Annotated in this window: 12 protein-coding genes; 5 read left to right on the top strand and 7 right to left on the bottom strand. The window is 64.8% G+C overall.

Features of this window, described 5'->3' with window-relative positions; translation table 11 throughout:
* Positions 1–9 precede the first annotated feature (9 nt).
* From IT350_15070 to IT350_15060, 3 genes are read right to left on the bottom strand one after another with little or no spacing between them, the layout of a single operon-like run.
* The gene (locus IT350_15070; protein MCC6159370.1) at positions 10–1,401 is read right to left on the bottom strand and encodes a hypothetical protein; all 1,392 of its coding nucleotides are present in this window, start codon (positions 1,399–1,401) and stop codon (positions 10–12) included.
* Complete coding sequence (locus tag IT350_15065) at positions 1,398–2,768, bottom strand: oxidoreductase (GenBank protein MCC6159369.1); 1,371 nt, start codon at positions 2,766–2,768, stop codon at positions 1,398–1,400. The genes IT350_15070 and IT350_15065 overlap by 4 nt, the downstream gene beginning before the upstream one ends.
* Positions 2,765–5,800, bottom strand: a complete 3,036-nt coding sequence (locus tag IT350_15060) for a DUF2309 domain-containing protein (protein ID MCC6159368.1) — start codon at positions 5,798–5,800, stop codon at positions 2,765–2,767. The genes IT350_15065 and IT350_15060 overlap by 4 nt, the downstream gene beginning before the upstream one ends.
* Positions 5,801–6,114: 314 nt before the next feature.
* Between IT350_15060 and IT350_15055 the strand changes: the two genes are divergently transcribed.
* Genes IT350_15055 through IT350_15045 form a run of 3 tightly spaced genes read left to right on the top strand, consistent with a single transcriptional unit; the run spans position 6,115 to position 12,528 of the window.
* Positions 6,115–8,433, top strand: a complete 2,319-nt coding sequence (locus IT350_15055) for an alkaline phosphatase family protein (protein MCC6159367.1) — start codon at positions 6,115–6,117, stop codon at positions 8,431–8,433.
* Entirely contained in the window at positions 8,414–11,134 is a 2,721-nt protein-coding gene (locus IT350_15050) for a penicillin acylase family protein (protein MCC6159366.1), read from the top strand. The genes IT350_15055 and IT350_15050 overlap by 20 nt, the downstream gene beginning before the upstream one ends.
* A gap of 11 nt (positions 11,135–11,145) precedes the next feature.
* Complete coding sequence (locus tag IT350_15045; GenBank protein ID MCC6159365.1) at positions 11,146–12,528, top strand: hypothetical protein; 1,383 nt, start codon at positions 11,146–11,148, stop codon at positions 12,526–12,528.
* Positions 12,529–12,580: 52 nt separating this feature from the next.
* Here IT350_15045 and IT350_15040 read toward each other — a convergent pair whose 3' ends face one another.
* Positions 12,581–13,318 (bottom strand): sulfite exporter TauE/SafE family protein, encoded by a 738-nt coding sequence (locus tag IT350_15040; GenBank protein MCC6159364.1) that lies wholly within the window; start codon positions 13,316–13,318, stop codon positions 12,581–12,583.
* Positions 13,319–13,393: 75 nt separating this feature from the next.
* On the opposite strand from IT350_15040, the gene IT350_15035 reads away from it, so the two are divergent.
* Both IT350_15035 and IT350_15030 read left to right on the top strand, forming a co-directional pair.
* On the top strand, positions 13,394–14,515 hold the full coding sequence (locus IT350_15035; protein ID MCC6159363.1) for a DUF819 family protein: 1,122 nt from the start codon (positions 13,394–13,396) through the stop codon (positions 14,513–14,515).
* A gap of 94 nt (positions 14,516–14,609) precedes the next feature.
* Positions 14,610–15,515, top strand: a complete 906-nt coding sequence (locus tag IT350_15030) for a DMT family transporter (GenBank protein MCC6159362.1) — start codon at positions 14,610–14,612, stop codon at positions 15,513–15,515.
* On the opposite strand, the gene cobA is transcribed toward IT350_15030, so the two are convergent.
* The 3 genes from cobA to IT350_15015 are packed head-to-tail and all read right to left on the bottom strand — an operon-like array spanning position 15,499 to position 19,136.
* Complete coding sequence (cobA, locus tag IT350_15025; protein MCC6159361.1) at positions 15,499–16,734, bottom strand: uroporphyrinogen-III C-methyltransferase; 1,236 nt, start codon at positions 16,732–16,734, stop codon at positions 15,499–15,501. The genes IT350_15030 and cobA overlap by 17 nt on opposite strands.
* 3 nt (positions 16,735–16,737) lie before the next feature.
* The gene (locus tag IT350_15020; GenBank protein MCC6159360.1) at positions 16,738–18,342 is read right to left on the bottom strand and encodes a hypothetical protein; all 1,605 of its coding nucleotides are present in this window, start codon (positions 18,340–18,342) and stop codon (positions 16,738–16,740) included.
* A 14-nt stretch (positions 18,343–18,356) separates the two neighbouring features.
* Positions 18,357–19,136 carry an outer membrane lipoprotein-sorting protein gene (locus tag IT350_15015; protein MCC6159359.1) on the bottom strand — a complete coding sequence of 260 codons (780 nt, stop codon included), beginning with the start codon at positions 19,134–19,136 and terminating at the stop codon, positions 18,357–18,359.
* Between the last annotated feature and the right edge of the window lie 44 nt (positions 19,137–19,180).

Genomic DNA, 19,180 nt, shown 5'->3' with positions numbered 1-19,180 from the left:
GGGGTTTTCTTATGAGGTCGGCTCTCGCGGCTCCACGGCGGTGACGACGGGCGGGATGGCCTGCGCCGTCTTTGCCGCGCGCACGCGCGTTGCCACGATCCCGCGCGGCCAGAGACCGAGGATCGAAAGAATCACCACGAGAGCGACGAAGCCCGCGTACTCGCGCGGACGCAGCCCGATCGCGGGGTTGGCGATGGTTCTGCGTCCGCAGAACAATCGAAAGTACATGTTCACGACGGCGAGTCCGTTCAGGACCGTCGCGATCACCATGGCGATGGCGAGTTGCGGGTGTGTGCCCAAGCTCCCGTCGATCAGCAGTTCCGTACCGATAAACCCCAGCGTGCCGGGAAAACCGACGGAGCAAAGACCGAGCAGCAAGAAACTTCCGGCCAGCCGGGGTGTGCTCTCCAACCCGCCGCTGAATCCTTCGAGCGAAAGGCGACCGCGTCGGGCTTCGAGGGCGCACAAGGCCATCCCGAGCCCCGCGAGCGAAAGCCCGCTCGACAACCACAGCAACAACCCGCCCGCGAGTCCGGTCTCGCTTGTCCCCGACAGCGAAGCGAACACGATGGCCGTCTCGCTGACGAAGAGCCACCCGAAGGCGCGGCGAGCGTCTTTTTGGACGAGCGCGAGCCCCGCGCCGTAGACGGCGGTGAACGACGCGAACGCGCCGAGGATGGATAGGAGGATCGGCGGTGCGTCGGGGACGAAGAGCCGCAATGCCGCCCAGGTTCCCCACTGCGGCACGCAAAGCATCAACACGGATGGCAGCGGCGCCCGCGCGAAAAGGTGTGGAAGCCACGATTGGAACGGCACGACGCCCTGACGAATCATCGCCGCGAGCAAAATGGCGATCGAGCCCGGCAGGACCGAGTCGGCTGAAGGCATCCAGCGGTTTGCGAGCAGACCGACGACGAGCAGCCCGGACGACGCGATGGCGCCGATTCGGAAACCTCGGCGGCATCCCGAGCGACAGTCGGATTGACCGAGTTCCCGGTCGAACGGCAGATAAGAGGCGATCCACAAAGCGACGAACGCGACCTCGTTGGACACGGCGAATCCGGCGAAAAGGATGGCCTCGGCGACCAACATGCGCGTGGCGCTGCCGGGCTTCCACTTTCGCACCGGCGCGACCAGGGCGACGAAAAACGACACGAGTGCCGCGAACACCAGCAGAGGTGCGTTCATGTCGTCCACGACGAAGATCCGAATCGATTCAAACGGATCATGGTGGGCGCTGCGTTGCCAGAGATCGACGGCCGCGAGTGTTGACACCGCGAGCGCGACGGAGTTGACGACCATCACAACGAATCGCGACCGCGACCGGCGCAGGTGAGCGACGACCGCGCCGACCAGTGACGCGATGACGAGAATCACGATCCACGGTGCGAAAAACGTCATCGCCCGCTCCCTGCCGAACGGTCGCGCGGCGACGACTCGCGCGGCGTTCCGTCGAGCCGGCTCGCGATACGTTGCTCGATGCGATCGAACGTGCCGAACAGCCGGACGAAGGGACCAACGACGAACGTATCGAGGGCGGTGTCCAGGTGCGCGCGTTCGAGAGCGAACCGATACAGTCCCCGCTGTACGGGTTTCGCGAGCATACGGCGGTAGTGTTCGCCGGTAGCCGCGAAATGGCCGCCGATGGCATTTTCGACGTTATGGACGTCGTGCAGCAACGACGGCGCGCGCAGGAACTGGAGCGAACGTACGCACATGTGGCCGAGGGTGTGCGCAATGGCGAGCCAGTAAAAACCGGCTGCGACCTCGATGAGGATGATGCTGACCTGCGTGAGCGATGCGAAGGCCAGGGAAGACTTGATGTCGGTCTGCACTCGGCCCACGGTCGTCGCAACGATCGCCGTGACGAGCGCAACCGCAGCCAGCAGGGCGGCCGCCACGTGCGTCTCGGAGAGCAGCGGCGCGAATCGCAGGAGCAGATACACCCCCGCGTGCACCGACAGCGCGCCGTAGAAGATGGCGCTCGACGGCGTCGGGCCCTCCATCGCGCGGGGCAGCCAGCCGGAGAACGGCACCTGGGCGCACTTGCCCATGACCGCCACGACGAGGAGCACCATGATGAGGGTGGCGCGCCCACCGGCGAGCGGCGAGGCACCGCCGGGCCATGCGACATCGCCGAACAGGTGGATGAAGTCGCCCGAACCGGCCCAGTGACGGATCAGGACGGCGGCGACGAGAAATCCCGCGTCGCACACGCGATAAACGACGAGCGCCCGAAATCCGTTTTCGACCGCGAGCCGTCGGTCGTGGAAAAACGCGATCAAGAGCGCGGAGCTGAGGCCCACGAGTTCCCACCCGGCGAATGCGATCTCGATTCCCCCCGCGAGGATGATGAGGTTCATGCCGGTCGCGAACAGCGCGAGCAGCGTGAAGAAGCGGTTGAATCCCTGCTCCCTGTGCACGTATCGATTGGCGAACGCGCCGACCACCCCGATCAGGGCCTGCGAGAAGAGGACGAAGGGAACCGAGAGGCGATCGAGGAGGAGTTCGACCGTGAATCGGTAGCCCGGCAAATGAAACCAGTCGCCGAGGGAGATCACGACGAGATTGCGATCCTGCGCGGCCATGAGAACGGCCACGGTGAGGTTGCAGAGGAATGTGACGAAGAATGTCCCTCTCGTCATCAGGCCCACGGTTTTTTCCGACAGCGCGTACCTTGCGAGGGCGCACACGCCGAGCGCGAGAAAGAGCGCGGCCGGGGCGGCTGCGGCGATCAGCGCGAGGCGTTCGATGAGACCCCACATCATGTCGCACCCGCGGACGAGCGTACCGAAGCACAGCCGAGGTGATCGGATCGCCCCGCGTACCACCCTAGCGAGGACTCCACGACCGGCAATTCTCCGCCTTCCGAAACGTGGTGATTGAATTCGCCGCGTTCGGCGTCGAACAAATAAATCGCACTCGATTGCGGGGCGAGCGTGGCAAGAATCATCCAGCGGTTGGTCACGAGTTGTCGGACCGCCGGAAGCCGGTCGAGGACACGGCGCACCAGCGCGGGATCGTTTTCGACGACCATGAGCAGGCGGACGGGTTCGTGAATCTCGACCATTTGCCAGGGCAGGCCGGTCCGCAGATCGCTCGCGTGACCGTCCATCACGCCCAGCATGCCGGTGATGTTGTGCGGCAGTTTCGTCCCGCATCCGTACCCGGTGGGATCGACGTAGGAGAAGTAGTACTCGAGATTGATACCGGCGCAGACCGGCGCGACCGCCGCGAGCACGCGTTCGAGCGTGTGGCCCTCGGCGTCGTCGCGAAGCGGATCGTAGGACACGAGAAACGCACGGCGATCGAGGAAGAGCCCGCGTGTCCTCGCACGTCGCCCCACGATGCAAACGGCGTTGGTCGCATGGCCGTATTCCGGTCGTGGCTGTGCCAGATCTTCCGTTCGCGCCTCGACGTGCTGAACCGCGGCGGCGGCAGGGAGATTGAAATCGGCGTGCTCGAAGCGGCGACAGCGCTCGTGCGCGTTGCGGGCGCAGGCCTGCCGGATGGCAGAGGTCGCTGCCTCGTACTCCTCGCGGCGGCTCGTCGGGATCAAGTCCTCGTCGAAGAACCGGATGTCGTCGTTGCAGCTATTGTGCTCCGCGCCGACGAAGAGGGTGTCTTCGGGAATCGTCAGGCCGCGCTCGATCAGCAGGAAACGAACGTCCGAGCGATTCGCCATGAGGGCGAAGGCGCGCGCGTTGGGGCCGCCGCGTCCGCCGCCGCACGCACCGCAGTCGTGGGCTGACTCATGGGGGTTGTTCAGGCTGGACGACCCGTGCCCGGCGATGACGACGAGCCGCGAGAACCGCGCGGCGAGTCCCGTCTGTCTGAGCAAGGCTTCGACGATATCCGCCATTTCGTGGGGATCGTATCCGACGCGCTCCCCGAACATCGGGGAAACGGTTTCGTCCGGCTCCAGCGTCAGTTCGGTCCGCGCAGGAATGCGCACCACGCGTCCGAACGCGTGTCGAATCGCCGACGCTGCGCGGGGGAACAACACACGCACCGTCAGGGGAATCGCGGTGAACGCACCGAGCAGGGCGGTCAGGATTGCGCCGCGCGTCAAGGTGCGGCTTCCGACATGAAAGCCGCGCTGGAGACGCGCCAGTGCGCGCGCCCGCGTCCGGCGCAGGCGGGCGGTATTCGCGTGCGTCAGGGCGACGTGTTCATGGATCTCGTGAATCGGTTTGACGACGACCGGACACAGCGGACGCGGGTGCACTTCCGACGCACCCCGGTAGTACATCGCGACGCCGAAGAATCCTGCCGCGCCGAAGGTTTCGCAATCGGGCTCGATCTCTTCGAGATGCCGTCGTAACGACTCCTCGCGCTCGTCGATACACGCGATCAATTGAAAACGCGGCCCTGATTCGCTCGCGCCGGGCGCGGAATGTTTCGCGAGGGCGTCGAGGATCTCGATGCGATATCGCCGCTCATATGCTTGATGCAGCAATCGCCGCCGTTCCACGCCGGAGAAGGTTTCGAGATCGCCGAGGATCTCGGCGACGTCCGCTCCGGTGAGCCGGTCGATCTCCCGGGCGGACCGCCCGACGAGCTGCGCGATCTGAAACAGCGAATACGCGTCCTGGTGCGGCGACGCGCGGTTCGCGTCGGGATCCGCGCTCGATGCGTTTTGTGCACGAAGGCGCGCGGGATCATCGCCGAGACCTTCCCGCCGCATCAGGAAACGCAGCGCGGCGCGGTCCGCGATCAGACGAACGGCCAGGAAATCCGCCAGCCGGGCGGGCAATGCCTGGACCGGCCAAAGGTCCGGCCGGTGTTCGAGCGTCCGGATGATTCCCGCCCACCCACGCAGGGCCAGTAGTGTTCGTGAGATGTAGGAATCCCAGTCGGCGGGATCGACACCGAGCGCGTGGAGCGAGCGAACGATTGATTCCAATGGGGATGGGTCGAGGTCCCGTTCTCGGCCCAACTCCGCGGTCAAATCGTCCATCCAGTCACCGCGCTGCGTGGGACCGGTGCCGTGGAGTTCGAGGACCGACGCGAAAAGACCGCGCTCGCGTCCCGGCATCGGCCAGTAGGCGATGCCCTGATCGCAAAAGGCGGCGCAAACGCGAATCAGGAAGGGGTGAACGAGTTCGTCGCAGTCGCGGCCCGTTATCGACAGCAGGATGTCCCGGTGCCGGATCTCACTCCCGCGCGGGCCGTTCGCAACGGGAACACGCGTTCGTCTGCTCGCGGCACGTCGACACGCGTTCCATAACGCCCGCACGGCGTCGCGCTCCTCGCGCAGGGAGAGTTCCCAGCGTGCGAGCCCGCGCCGGAAACCCTCGACCACCCGGTGCCGGGCCGCCTTTGGGGCGTCCGCGCGGAATTCGCGAATGAGCCCGGTCTCCTCGATCAACCAGAGGAGTTCGACTTCGGGAATCGTCTCGATGCCCTGATGCAGAGCGGTGAGGCGCAGTTCGGATCTCGTCAGGAGATTTCCGAGGCGAACGGCGCCGTCCTTGTCCACATCGCGCTCGAGAACCGCGCGGATATCCACCTCGTGGATGCGTCCGCGAAGGTGCTCTTCGCGATAACGCGCCTCAGAGAGGAACGGTTCGCAGCCGAACAGCTCGCCGGCTTCGACGACGGCCTGCTCGAAAGGGCGGTCCTCGAATGCGTGCAGCGTGTTGTGGTGGATGAACACCGAGATCGGACCCTGCGCAGGCAGGAGGTGCCCGGCGTGCTCGATCGCGTGTTCCGCTTTTCGGGCGAGGTCATCCCGCTCGGACGCCGGCTGCGGAGTCGTCGGAAAATCGGGCTTCGATTCTGACGGATCGGCGGACATTTCGCTCGGGTTCGAATCGGCGGGCTTATGTCACCGCGACCCGGCACTGTCAAGCGACGACCACGTCCAAAATCCGAGACGGTGCGCAAACGGACCCGCGAACGCGCCCGCGTCTCTTGCCGACTCGTCGAATTTCCGCCATCATTTCTTCACACAGCGGGTGAACAAATCGTCTTTGTGACACTCTTGTAACATGACGGACGCACGATTGTGCGGCAGCGCGCATAGAGTCGCGCAACTTTTTCATGGCCGCAATCGCAATTCGCGCCGCGCGCGAGCGATTTGGGCCAGATCGACGGGATGGAATCGGGACGATGCGGAGAAATTCGATTCGCCTTACGCTCATCGCCGTCCTGGCGTGCGTCACGGCTCTTGCGTGCGCCGAACGCGACGAAAGCCACAAAAGTTGGGGTAACGACACCTGGAGCGACGGCGGCGAGCCGACCGAATCGGCGATCCGATTCGAGGGCGCGGCCGGGGATTACGGGGACATCATCCTCGCGTTCATGCTTCGTCCGGTCGATGACGCCGTCCGCTCAATCGTGTCAGTCGACTACAAAGGCGCGTGCGCGGGGGACGAATGGGCGAGCGCCGTAGTCTCCGCCGACACCGACTATCTTCGACCCGGGCGGCACGAGATCACGTGGCATAGCTGGGACAGTGAGGCGGGCTGCGCGGGTGAGGTCGAGGTTCGTCTCACGACCAACCGCGGCGAAGCCGTGGTCTCACCGTCGTTTTCGATCGACAACACCACGCCGGGCCGCACGGGTTTCGCCGACTTCCCCCAGTTCGATCAGGGTGTGAATCCGACCGAGGAGCAGGTTTACGAGCGGGCGCTCGAAGCGCTCATGGCCGACCCGAGTGTCGATTTCGCGGCGACGCGGATTGAAGACGAGTACGAGATTCGCTCGGCGCGCGGCACGCTTTGGTTCCGGCGCGTACCGACGCATCGGGGTTACGAGTACGAGATCGCCGATCTCGACGGCGAGAACCCGATCGGCAATCAGGACCCGACGTGGGGCGCATCGTTCGACGAGGAGATGGCGCTCGGCGCGAATCCGAACAACGCCTCGTGGCCGGAAGAGGGTTACGCTCCGGACGATCCGCGACTGTCGTTCATCGAGCCGGACAACGATTCGTACCCGTTCGGCTACGAACGAATCGCGGCGTATTTCGATTCTCCCAACGCGGCGGACGTCCTCATCAACTGGAAGGGCTACGCCCATTCGGCCAGTTACGTCGGCAACCACGGCAGCCTGAACATCTCGCAGAGCCGCAGCCCGTTGCTGGCGTGGGGCGCGGGAATCAAACCCGGCCGGCACGACGTGTTCGCGCGCCATGTCGATATCGCCCCGACCGTGGGAAAGCTACTCGGGTTCGAGCCGACCGAGGGCATCGACGAGCGCGGCGTCTTCAGCCACGACGTGCTGCTTCACTGGCAGGACGGTCATCCGCTCGACGAAATGCTCTCGGGCGAGGGCGCGGCGCACGCCATCGTCATCATCATGGACGGCCTCACGCACACCCGCATCGTGGACGAGGTCGCGAAGCGCCCGGACGAACTGCCGAATTTCGCGCGCTTCTTCGACGAAGGCGGGTGGGCGGGTTACGGCAGCATCACGAACTGGCCGAGCGTGACCTACCCGGGGCACAACGTAGTGGGGTCGGGCCTCTACAGCGGCCACCACGGCATCCTCGACAACGAATTCTACATCCGCGCCGAGCGCGAGTACGCGGAGCCGATCAACCAACTCATCCTGTCGGAGAAGTACTGGAACCCGCTGGAACCGGGCGAGACGCTGCATGCCGCTGTCCACCGGAACTTCGGTAAATACAAACCGGAAAAGGGCAAAGGCGCTCTGACCGCGTCGCTCACCGAACCGTCCACATACGACGCCGACAAGGCCGACCTGGAGTTTCGCGACCGCACCGGCGAGATCCCGTTCCCGCCGCTGGGCCTCTACTGGCCGCCGGGGATTCCCAACCCGAATCCCAACCTGCCGCACACCTCGACGTTCCTCGCGCAGTTCGTCGAGGAAATCGCGATGATCGAGCTCTGGCATCTGTTCTTCAACGGCGCGATCCCCCGGCCGACCTACGTCATCATGAACTTCATGACGACCGACGACTCCGGCCACAAGAACGGCCCGCATGGCGATCAAATGTCGATGGTGCTCGATCACCTGGAAAAAAACCTCGGTCTGATCTTCGACTGGCTCGAAATCGCCGGCATGGCGGACGACACCGCGGTGTTCATCACCTCCGATCACGGCATGCAGCTCGGTGATCCGACGCGCGGCGGCTGGCCGATCGACTCGCTCGATGCCGCGGGCATCAAGCGCTCCGCCGACACGTACCTCGGTGTGTATTTCAAGAACCCGCGCGTGTTCTGGGCGCCGCTCGCGGCCGAGTCCGGCGAGGCGACGACCTTCGAGATCACCGTGCAGGACGACGACCTGGGCACGGCGATCGAGGGGGCGACGGTGACGGCGACGAGCGGCGTCACCGGTTTCGATGCGACGACCGATGCGAGCGGCAAGGCGCATATCACGATCACGCCGGGCGACGATCTGACCCTCACGGTCACGCACCCGGACTACACGGACATGGAATATGACATCGCGGTGGACTGAGTTTCGTGCGTTTGCCTTCGCGGCGATGGTCCTGATCGCCTTCGCGGTCGGCTGCGAGCACGGCGACAAGGCCGAGGACGAGTCGGGCACGGCGGACGAGCTCGGCCTGCCGGTCGATCTTCTCATCGAGCACGCAGACCTCGAGGACGAGGCGGATGTGCTCGTGGACGAATGGGGCATTCCGCACATCTACGCGCGGACGGATCGAGATGCGTTCTATCTGCAAGGGTATATGCAGGCGCGCGATCGTTTCGGCGAAATCGACCTCGCGCGCAAGATCGCCGACGGCCGGCTCGGCGAGGTCATCGCTCACGTGTCGCTCGTCGGGCCGCTGTTGGCCGACGTCGTGATCTGGGAGGTCGACCACTACTTCCGAACGCTCTTCACCGCTCCCGACGGTCGGCACATCGCCGACTGGATCGAGGGGCGCCTCGACGAAAAGACGATTTTCGCGCTGCAGGCGTTCGTGGACGGAGTTAACGCCTATTTGGCCGACATGGTCGCCGGACGCGCCGAAGCCGAACCGCCCTCGATGTACCAGGGCATTCTGTCGTACGACCTCGCGTCGATCGAACCGATGACGATCCGCGACATCCTCGGCATCATGGTCGTGAACCTGTGGGCCGGATCGAATTCGGCTTCCGAGGAAATCGCGCTCGGCGAGGCGCTGGCGAAGCTCGGACCGGAGAAATTCTTCGACATCTATCGCGCCAAACCGTCCGACCCCACGGCAATCCTCGATTCCGCGGCAAAGAGCGGCGAGCCCGAACACTCGATGGCCGGACTCGACCTCGCCGCATGGGACGAGATCGCCGACCGGCTCCGCGACGCGTTGCCCGCCATGCAGGCCGCGCGTGAGACGATCGAAGCGGCGCGCCAGACGTTCTTCGCGCAGGGGCAGCATTCCAACAACTGGGCCGTGGACGGTGCGCACAGCGCCACGGGCAACGCTCTCGTGGCGAACGACCCACACCTGTCACTGCTTTTTCCGTCGTTCTTCTACCTCGTGCACGTCAACAGCACGCACTTCGGCGACGGCGACGTCTCCTTCGCGGGCCTCGCGTTTCCGGGCGCACCCGGCGCGCAGATCGGTCACAACGACTACGTGGCGTGGAGCGGCACCAACGCGGCGATCGACGCGTACGACGTCTATATCGAAACTCGGCCGAAGAAGGACGACGAGCACGTGGTCTTCGAGAACCAACTCGTGCCCATCCGCAAGTTCGGCCGGAACTATTGGACCTCGTCGGATCCCGCCGAGGCGCGCACGATCAGCCTCGCCACGCAGTTCGTTCCGCATCACGGGCCGATCGTTCCGGGTTCGTGTCAGGGCACCTCGTGTGTGAGCCTTGCGTGGACGGGCATGTCGCCGGGCAACGAACTCGACGCGTTCGTCGACGTGCTGTTCGCCGAGAACCTCGACGAAGGGCTCGATGCGTTCTCCGAGTATCGCCGCGGCATGTATAGCTGGATTCTCGGAGACGTGAACGGCGATATCGGCTATGTCGCCACGGGCAACCTGCCGATTCGGGAAAACTGGCGCACGCAGCCGCCTTACCTCCCGCTTCCGGGCACGGGCGGTTCGGAGTGGGACGGCTACATTCCCGATGACGCGCAGGCGCGCGTGAAAAATCCAGTGTCGGGATATCTCGCGACGGCGAACAACGACATCTACGGCACGCTGAAAGACAACAATCCGACGAACGACGACTACTACTATTACTACGACATGGACATCGGCTACCGCGCGGGGCGCATCACGCGTCTGCTTCGTTCCGCGACCGATAAAGGTGCGACGCTGGACGACATGGCGCGCATCCAGTCCGACACGACGAGCGACTTCGGCCGGCGGATGCTGCCGTTCCTGTTCAAGGCGTACAACGTCCGCCCCGATCTGGTGGCGCCCGACATGAAGCGCGCCATCGACCAACTTGCGACGTGGGATTTCTCGACGCCCGCCGCGGTCGCCGACCGGTACCGGCCGGAGTACACCGACTCGGAGAAGGCGTTTCAGTCGGTCTCCGCGACGCTCTTCCACGTCTGGCTTGGCCGCGTCATCGTCAACGCATTCGGCGACGAGTTCGCCGAGGCCGACGTGGAACTGCCGGGCGATGAGTCGGAGTCGGGTCCGCAATGGGAAGCCCGCGCGTTGCTGAACCTTCTCGAAAGCCCGGAGAAGACGAATCACGGCGAGCTGTGGTGGGACGACATCACGACTCCGGTGATCGAGTCGAAGGAAGACATCCTGCTCGACGCGCTCGGCGATGCGATTGCGTGGCTCGCGTCGGAGGACGGCATCGGGCCGGAAATGGCCGAGTGGCAGTGGGGGCGGCTCCACACCGCCGAGTTCGCGCTGGCGTTCGAGGGCATCAGCATTCCGTCGCTCATCGCCCCGGCGTTGCCCGAGTCGCCGTCCGACGGCGGCTGGTTCACGATCAACGTCGCGAATCCGTACGGCCTCGTGGACGACTTCCACAACGGTCACGCGCCCGCCGCGCGCATGGTGATGGAGATGGATGGCGATCGTTATCCCGCGCTGGCGGCGCTGCCGGGCGGGCAGGTCGAACGTCCCGCGTCGGTCTACATGGACAATCTGCACGATGAATACATGGCGGGCGAGTACGTCCCGCTGCTTTACACCTTGGACGAAATCATTCCCGTGACCGTGAAACGCATTCGTTTCGTGCCGGCGGGCAAGTGAGGGGGAAATTCATGCCGCGAGCCGTGGCCGCATTTTCGGCGATCGTGATGGTGCTCGGTCTGGTCGTGTCGGCGAACGCGCAACAGGTGATTCCGGACCTGTGGCCGGTCGATGAGTCGAAGGTCGAGAAGGATTCCGTGGACGCGGATCTGGAGCTGCTGGATCTTCTCCGATCGCGGGGCGTCCTCGACGACGAGGCGTACAATCGGGCCGCGGCCCGCATGGCGAAGTCGCGCTTCTACTCGCTCGGGCCGGAAGGCGCCCTCGCGGTCGGATTCACGCCGTACAATCAGATGAAGTACGACGAGGTGATCGAGTACCCCGGCTCGCCCGACGAGGAACGCAACTTCTGGGTGAACAAAGCCGAGCTCGGCCTGCACGGCCGCGTGATCTTCCCGTGGCTCACGGCGAAGATGAGCGTCGAGGGCGATTCGCGTGCCGACGGCAAGATGGGCCTTCGCGTCGATCAGGCTTACATGCGCGGGCTCTACACGCCCGAGGCGCTGGAGAAAGGTCCCTTCGTCGGTTCGTGGGGCATGACGCTGGGCGCGCAGAAGGTTCCGTTCTCGCGCCAGAGCCTGAAGTCCACCACCGAGTTGCAGTTCATCAACCGCTCGATGGTCGTTTCCGAATTGCCGATCCGCTACGACCTCGGCGCGACCGTGCATCAGGACTACAAAGTGCTCGCGGGTGCGGACAACCGACAGTGGTGCCGGTTGTCGATCGACGGCGGTGCGTACAACGGGCAGGGCGACCACGTTTACACGAGCGACAACAACGACAACATGCTCTACGCGGCCCGCGCGCAGGTCGATCTCTTTTCGCCGCTGCGCGGCGGCGAAGGTGACACGATGCCCCGCTGGTGGCCGGCGAAGGGTGTCGCGAAATCGCCGGAGGCGGTGCGTCCTTCGTTGTCGCTCGGCGCATCGATGATGCAGAACAACGACATCGACCGCGTCGTCAAGGCGGTCGGCGCGGACGCCGAGTTCAAGTGGTCGGGCCTGTCGGTGCAGGGCGAGTACATCGTCACGCGATTCGAGCCAGAATTCGAGGAAGATGTCGTGGCGGACCGTTTCGCCGAGGATTGGGAGACAAAGGGTTGGTACGTGCAGGGCGGACTGTTCGTCATTCCGCGCCACGTTGAACTCGCGGCCCGGTATGAGACGTACGAACTCGATCTGCTGACGGATGTGATGGACACGCGGCGGCTCGCGGCGTCGACCTACGGCATCAACTTCCACGCGGCGACGCACCACAAGCTGAAGCTGCAGCTCGACTACACCGACCGCGCCGAACTCGAAGGCATGCCCGAGCTCGACAACAACACGTTTTCCATGCAGTTGCCCGAGCTCGACAACAACACGTTTTCCATGCAGGGCGTGCTCAATTTCTGATCGGCGATGAACGCGTCATCACGTCGGGCGGCTTTTTGCCGCCCGATCGCGTTTAGATGTTGGTGACCACGAGCGTGATTCCCGTCAGAAGCAGCAACGCGTAAGCGAGAACGCGAAATCGTCGTTCACTCACCCGCGCGTGCAGCCACTCGCCCGCGCCGATGCCCACGAAAACCGACACGAAAAGCATGGCGGAGCGCGCAAGCGTCGCGCCGGTGACCAGGCCCGTCGCCGCGTAGTTCGCGACGAGAACGAGACCGGTAGCGAGCCACAGGGCGGAGAGCGTCGCACGAAAGACCGACTTGTCGAGGATGGCGCGCCCGGCCCAGTAGACGACGAGCGGCCCGCCGGTCGAGAGCGCGCCGTGAATCACCCCCGCCGCGCCGAGAAGCGCCGCCTGCGCCACGCCGTCAACCGGCTTCGCGTCTTCGCCGCCCGGGCGCGTCAGCCGGCGAAGTTCGAGCGGCGCGAAGATGCACAGGAACGCGCCAAGCAGGAGTTTTAGCGCGACCGCGGGCAGGAGATTGAAGAGCGCGAGTCCGATCGGCATTCCGAGCCCGAACGACGGCAGGAAGCGGCGCACGAGAACGCCTCGATCGACATGTCGTGCGTGACGACCAACGAGGTACGCCGAGAGCGCCACGTTCAGCGGAACGACGATGGGCAGCAGCTCGTCGAGCGGCATCAGGTTCGCCGCGAGACTCACACTGATGACCGTCGCGCCGAAACCCGCGATGGTTTCGACGGTAAACGCGAATGCAACGATGCAGCCCAGCGTGACCCAGATCAAGAGCGGCTCCCAAACCACCTTGGCCCAAACGCGCTCCAGTTATGCTAGCATCCGTCGATTCCGCAAGGACCTCCGATGGACGCACGCGCGATTTTCACGCTTCTGTTTGCCTTCGTCGTGCCTGCGCTGGCCGTCTTCGGCGCGCGGCGGGTGCGTCTGCTCGGCGTGCTCGGCCCGGTCGTGCTCTGTTACGGGGCGGGGATCGTCACGGCAAATTTCGCGATGGGCGCGATCGACGCGGCGCTCGCGACATCGATCAGCGAAGCGGCGGTCGGTCTCGCGATTCCGATGCTGCTGTTTTCGTGCGATGTGCGCCGCTGGTTCGGACTGGCGCGTTCCACACTCGTGTCGTTCGCCCTCGCGTGCGTCGCCGTGCTGATCGTGTCGGGCATCGCGGCGCGCATGTTCGCCGGATCGATTCCCGATGCGTGGAAGATCGCGGGAATGCTCGTCGGTGTGTACGTCGGCGGCACGCCGAACATGTCCGCGATCGGCATCGCCCTCGGCGTTTCCGACGAAACGTTCGTGCTCGTCAACGGCGCGGACGTCATCGCCAGTTCCGTGTATCTGCTGTTTCTGGTCAGCGTCGCGCAGCGCCTGTTGCTCCGCGTCATGCCCGCGTTTCGCTCGCCGGAAGGCGAGCCGGTGGCCGATCCCATGCTCCGGGGCACGGAAGACGTGCGCGCGAAGGACCGGGCGATTTCGATCCTGCTGGCGGCGCTCGTGGCGGGGGGATCGATCGGACTCTCGCTCCTCGTGTTGGGCAAGATCGAAACCGTCCTCGTCATGCTCGCCGTGACGAGCGGCGGAATCGGCCTTTCGATGCTGCCCGGCGTTCGCGCCATCGCGGGATCGTATCAGACGGGGGAGTTCGTGCTGCTGGCGTTCTGCGCGTCCATCGGCCTCATTGCGGACCTGCGCCGGATCGTGGACGTCGGCGGCGTGTACCTGCTCTATGTCGCGGTTGTCCTGTTCGCGTCGGCCGCGCTGCACTTCGCGCTTGCCGCCATCGCCCGCATCGATGCCGACACGGCCATCATCACCTCCACCGCCGCCATCTTCGGTCCCGCCTTCGTGGGTCCCGTCGCAGCCTCGCTGAAAAACCGCGACATCGTCGTTTCGGGCCTCACGACCGGACTGATGGGGTACGCGCTCGGCAATTATCTCGGCCTCGGTCTGGCGTGGCTCGTGCGCTAGGGGCGCATTCATCACAAATCCGTGGTGAGCCCTCCGCGCGGGGTATTGCCGCGCGTGTGTTCGTGCGTATGTTGATCGGCTTTTCGGAGAGAAGATGAGCTGGGTTGTTCTCGCATTGCTGGCCGCGGCCATCATGGGCAGCGTTCAGATCGTCGACAAGATCGTGCTGTCGAAATGGCGCATGACGACCGCCGCGTATCTCGTTCCGTTGACCGCCGCGTCAGTGACGGCAGCCGCGATCGTCGTCGCCACCGTCGGCCTGTCCGCGTGTCCGTGGCCCTTTGCGCTGCTCGCCATGGCCTGCGGCGGTTCGATGTACGGCGTCATCGCGCTGTTCTACTGGGTGATGCGCCGCCTCGACGCGCCCGTCGCCGCCGCGCTGTTCTACATCCGCACCGTCTTCGTCGCCGTACTCGGTGCGCTCGTGCTCGGTGAGGTCTTCGGCGCGGAGCGATACGCGGGCATGGCGCTCGTCCTGGTCGTCACCGCACTGCTCGGTTTCGTCGGCGCGCCGAGCGGTGAACATCGTCATGTCGGATTTTCGGCGATTGCCATGACCGTCGCCGCAAGCCTCATCGCCGCGATCGCCAACGTCGCCACGAAGTACGGGACGACGCACGTCGACGCGGCCACCTGGTTCGTTTTCGACCGCCTTGGAACGATTCCCGCGATGATGATTGCGCTTGCACCGCGCCGCGTTCGCGACGAGTGCGTCGCGTCGATCCGGTCCATCGGACGGCGGACGTTTCTCCTCTACTTCAGCGAGGGGTTCGCCATGCTCGGCGTGTGGGCGATGGTCCACGCGGTGAGCCGCGGCCCGGTCACACTCGTCATGGTCATCTTCTCCAGCGCGCCGCTCTTTTCCACCGCGCTCATTCTGGGGCTGAACGGCCTGCGACCCCATACCGTGCCCGACCAGGGCACACGTGAGCGGCTCGCGCCGCGGGTCGCGCTCATTCTGACGGGCCTCGCCGGAATCTACCTCACGGTCGGGGGCTGACGATCGGCGCGTCGAGCGCGTCGCCGACGGCCAGCAGCGCGGGTGTGGCGAGTTGCGCCGTCCGGCTCGCCTCGGCAACCTCGCCGAGCGTCGAAGCCACGTGTCGCTGGTCGGGCAACGTCGCACGCGAGATCATCACGGCGGGCGTCGCGTCGGACCAGCCATGCTCGCGAAAAGCGGCAAGCACCTCGGCGAGCGATTTCGACGCCATGAGAACGATCGCCACAACGCCGGGGTCGTAGTCGGGCACGAGGCGAGTACCCGGCGAAACGGAGCGATGACCCGTCGTCACGAAGACGCTGTCGCAGCGCTCTCGTTCCGTCAGGGGATAGCCGGCGGCGGTGATCGCCGCGAACGCCGAACTCACCCCGTTGACGCATTCCACGGGAACACCGCGCTCCGCCAGATAGCGCCATTCCTCTGAGCCGCGACCAAAAAGAAACGGATCGCCGCCCTTGAGACGCACCACCGTTCGCCCCGCGACGGCGTGGGCGTAAAGGCGCTCGTTGATTTCGGCTTGCGGCGTGTATTCGCCTCCCGCGGACTTGCCGACGAATTCTCGGATCGCTTCGCGGCGCGCGAAACGCAGCAGTTCGGGATTGACGAGCATGTCGTAGAGAATCACGTCGGCCCGTGCGAGCGCGGAAATCGCGGCCAGCGTGATGAGATCCGGGTCGCCGGGTCCCGCGCCGACGAGAAATACGGTTCCGGGACCTTCGCTCGAAACGTCGGCCCCTCGCCAAACCGCCTCGACGAGCCGGGGAGAAATTGACGCGCGGAGAAAATCTCGCACGCGGGTGGCCAGTCCGGGCGAATCGCCGCCGGTGGAAACAGCCACCGATACCGATCCCTCGCGGAACACGGCGGGCAGGTGAACGTTGCCGAGTTCCGGCGCGTCGGCGCAGTTGAAGAGACCGCCCCGCGCGCGAACCTCATCGGCGATCGACGTGGCGAGATCGCGATCGCCCGTCGCCGAGACGACCAGATCGAAACCGCCGGCGTCGCCGTGCCGATATTCACGCACGTGGAGCGCGATTCGATGCGCGCTCGCCAGTTCGATCACGCGCGCCGGGGCTTCGCGCGCGATGACGCTCACGGTGCACCCCGCCTCGAGCAGCGTTTCGGTCTTGCGCGTACCCACCGCGCCGCCGCCGACGACGAGCACGCGGAGCGACTCGCCCACCAGCGTGATCGGGAGGGTATTTCGGGGCGGAGTCATTCGTCAGAAGTCCAGTTTCAGCGTCGTGAAGACGCGCGAGCGCTCGCGGAAGAAACCGAAGAGCGTGTAGCGGTTGCCGGTCAGCAGGTTCGCGCCGACGGCGGTGCGCACCGTGTCCGTCCACGCCCACTCGACGAAGGGCGACAGTTGCGCACCCTCTCCGAAAATGTCGGCATCCCGCCATTCGTCGTCCGACAACTCCGAAAAGTCGTACGCGGCCACGCCCTCGGTTTTCAGGCGATCCTGCAAAAACGTCGCACGCCACGCGAGGAAGAGCAGGGAGTTCACCGGCTCGGCGATCAGATCGCGCTCGTAATCGCCGAGGTGCGACTGATACCAGACGGCGCTCACCATGATGTCGCCGGGCAGCGTGTACTCGATGTTCGCCGCGTAGTTGTAAACGGGCTTTTCGACCGACGTGAAATCTTCCCGATAGGTTCGCCGTCCCCAGATCGCCGTTCCTTCCGCGCGCAGGGCGACGGGGCCGAACGTCGTGCCGACGTCCGCGCCCGTGCCGCCGATGCGCGACCACGTCGCGCGGAACGGATCGGTGACGACCGAGGTGGAAAGATCTCGCGGATCGGGAATGGGTCCGTCATCGCTTTCGGCATCGGAACCCGCGCGCAACAGATCGCGAAATTGCGGGTTCAGGTAGATGGTCGGGATTTGATCGTAGAGGTAGTACCCCATCACGTCGAAATCCCAACCGCGCACGCGCCCGCCGAATCGCGCCGCGCCCGACGCGTGCGTGAAGTCGTCCTGGGGATGCTCGATGCGGTCCGCGTAAAAATCGGGATCGTCGAACGCGCCTTGCAGGTCGTCCTGCCAGTCGGGACTCCACAGGTCGAGAAAGCGCTTCACGCTCCGGTAGCCGCGATCGTCCTTCGCAAAGCGCAGCAGTTCGCCGAGGGGAAACTCATGGCCGAACAGGCTGTGACCGCTGCGCACGACGTCGAATTGCGCTCCCCGCGCGAAGGGCAGGGCGATGCCCGTCAAACGCAGGTCGCCGAAGTACCACGTCGCGGCGAGCGACGGCACGGGCATGCGCGCGAGATTCATCTCCGCGTCGAGAAAACGCCGAAAGTCCACGGGATTGATGAGGTTGACGGGCGAGATGATGTCCGTCTGCCCCCACGCCCACACACGCTGCCCGACGCACAGAACGAGATCGCCCGCGCGATAATCCCCGTAAAGTTCCCACAACTCGGCGTCGTATTCCGCGTAGTGGTGCGTCCTGTTCCAGTCGAATTCGTAAGTCGCGAGTCCCGACAGGCGGGCGGAGAGTTTCGGCGTGACGTTGAAGTTGCCTTCAGCGACCAGCAGCGAAAGCGACGAATGCAGGTACTCGCTTTCGCGATCCTTCACGGTGTCGGTCGCGAGTTTCTGCCAGATTTCGCCGCCGATTTCCCCTTTTTTCGTGAAGACGGAAGGCGTCACGCCGTCGCCGAAAAAGTCCTCGCCGGACTTCGATGCGTCGACCTTCGCCGGGGCGTCGCCGAAGAAGTCGGCGGAGTCGTCCTCGTCCTGCGCATGGGAGGCCGTCGCCATTGCGAACGCGAACGCGAGCGTCGCCAACGCGAGGCAGAATCGGCGAGCGCGAATCGGCATCTCTCATTCCCGCTTTAGAACTGGGATTCGTCCTGGAGGAAACGCTCGGTGAAGAAGTCGTCGGCGATTTTGGCGTCGAACTGATACTTGCTGATGAGAATCTCCGTGGATGTGCCTTTCTGCACGTTGCTCATCTTCAGGTACTTGGGCATCCACTTGCCGGGCTTGTATTCGTCGAGCTGATCCGTCACGAGCGATTTGACCGGCGCTCCCGCTTTGTCGGCGAACTCGGCCTTGACGACGACCATGTTGTCCTTGCGGACCCAGTATTTGACCTTCGCGTATTCGGAGTTGACCGAAGCTTTGGGCGTCGTCTCGACGACGTAACAGTCCGCGCCGTTCACCTTCTCGTCGGCCAGGCGGACATGCTCGCCCTCGCTCACGTCGTGCGTCTCCAGATCGGAATACGTGAAGTCGGTTCCCATGAAGCTTTGCGTGCGCTGCGATCCCGCGATGCGGCGAACCTTTTTGAGAGCGGGCAGGTAGAGAAGCTGGTCATCGTCCCGGCCTTTGTTCTCGATCAGCAGGAACTTCGTGCCTTTCACGTCCTCGGGCGCCTCGAAGGTGATGATCGACTTGCCGAGGCCGCTTTCTTCCTTCATGCGGCTTCGCAGCACGCGCTCGCGCGTCTGGCCCGATTTGGACAGGATTTTCATGGTGAGCTGCATCTGCATGTTGCCCTGCGAGATGCCGCTCACCATCTCGTCCACGATCTGGCTTCCGGATTTGTCCTGGGCGAATGCGGCTGGAGCGGCGAGAAGGCAAACGACGATGGCCAAGGCGATGCGACGCATGGGAAACTCCAAGGAGAATCGACGGAACGGAGCGCGCGGATTAT

This window comes from Deltaproteobacteria bacterium (assembly GCA_020845895.1).
Lineage (GTDB): Bacteria > Lernaellota > Lernaellaia > JACKCT01 > JACKCT01 > JADLEX01.
The sequence above is the reverse complement of the archived record's forward strand: the minus strand, read 5'-3'. Positions and strand labels throughout refer to the sequence as shown.

Excerpts from the sequence above, each read along its gene's own strand:
- IT350_15055 (MCC6159367.1), top strand. The coding sequence starts at position 6,115 with ATGCGGAGAAATTCGATTCGCCTTACGCTCATCGCCGTCCTGGCGTGC.
- IT350_15050 (MCC6159366.1), top strand. The coding sequence starts at position 8,414 with ATGACATCGCGGTGGACTGAGTTTCGTGCGTTTGCCTTCGCGGCGATG.
- IT350_15020 (MCC6159360.1), bottom strand. The coding sequence starts at position 18,342 with ATGCCGATTCGCGCTCGCCGATTCTGCCTCGCGTTGGCGACGCTCGCG.
- IT350_15045 (MCC6159365.1), top strand. The coding sequence starts at position 11,146 with ATGCCGCGAGCCGTGGCCGCATTTTCGGCGATCGTGATGGTGCTCGGT.
- IT350_15065 (MCC6159369.1), bottom strand. The coding sequence starts at position 2,768 with ATGATGTGGGGTCTCATCGAACGCCTCGCGCTGATCGCCGCAGCCGCC.
- IT350_15030 (MCC6159362.1), top strand. The coding sequence starts at position 14,610 with ATGAGCTGGGTTGTTCTCGCATTGCTGGCCGCGGCCATCATGGGCAGC.
- IT350_15015 (MCC6159359.1), bottom strand. The coding sequence starts at position 19,136 with ATGCGTCGCATCGCCTTGGCCATCGTCGTTTGCCTTCTCGCCGCTCCA.
- IT350_15060 (MCC6159368.1), bottom strand. The coding sequence starts at position 5,800 with ATGTCCGCCGATCCGTCAGAATCGAAGCCCGATTTTCCGACGACTCCG.
- cobA (MCC6159361.1), bottom strand. The coding sequence starts at position 16,734 with ATGACTCCGCCCCGAAATACCCTCCCGATCACGCTGGTGGGCGAGTCG.
- IT350_15035 (MCC6159363.1), top strand. The coding sequence starts at position 13,394 with ATGGACGCACGCGCGATTTTCACGCTTCTGTTTGCCTTCGTCGTGCCT.
- IT350_15070 (MCC6159370.1), bottom strand. The coding sequence starts at position 1,401 with ATGACGTTTTTCGCACCGTGGATCGTGATTCTCGTCATCGCGTCACTG.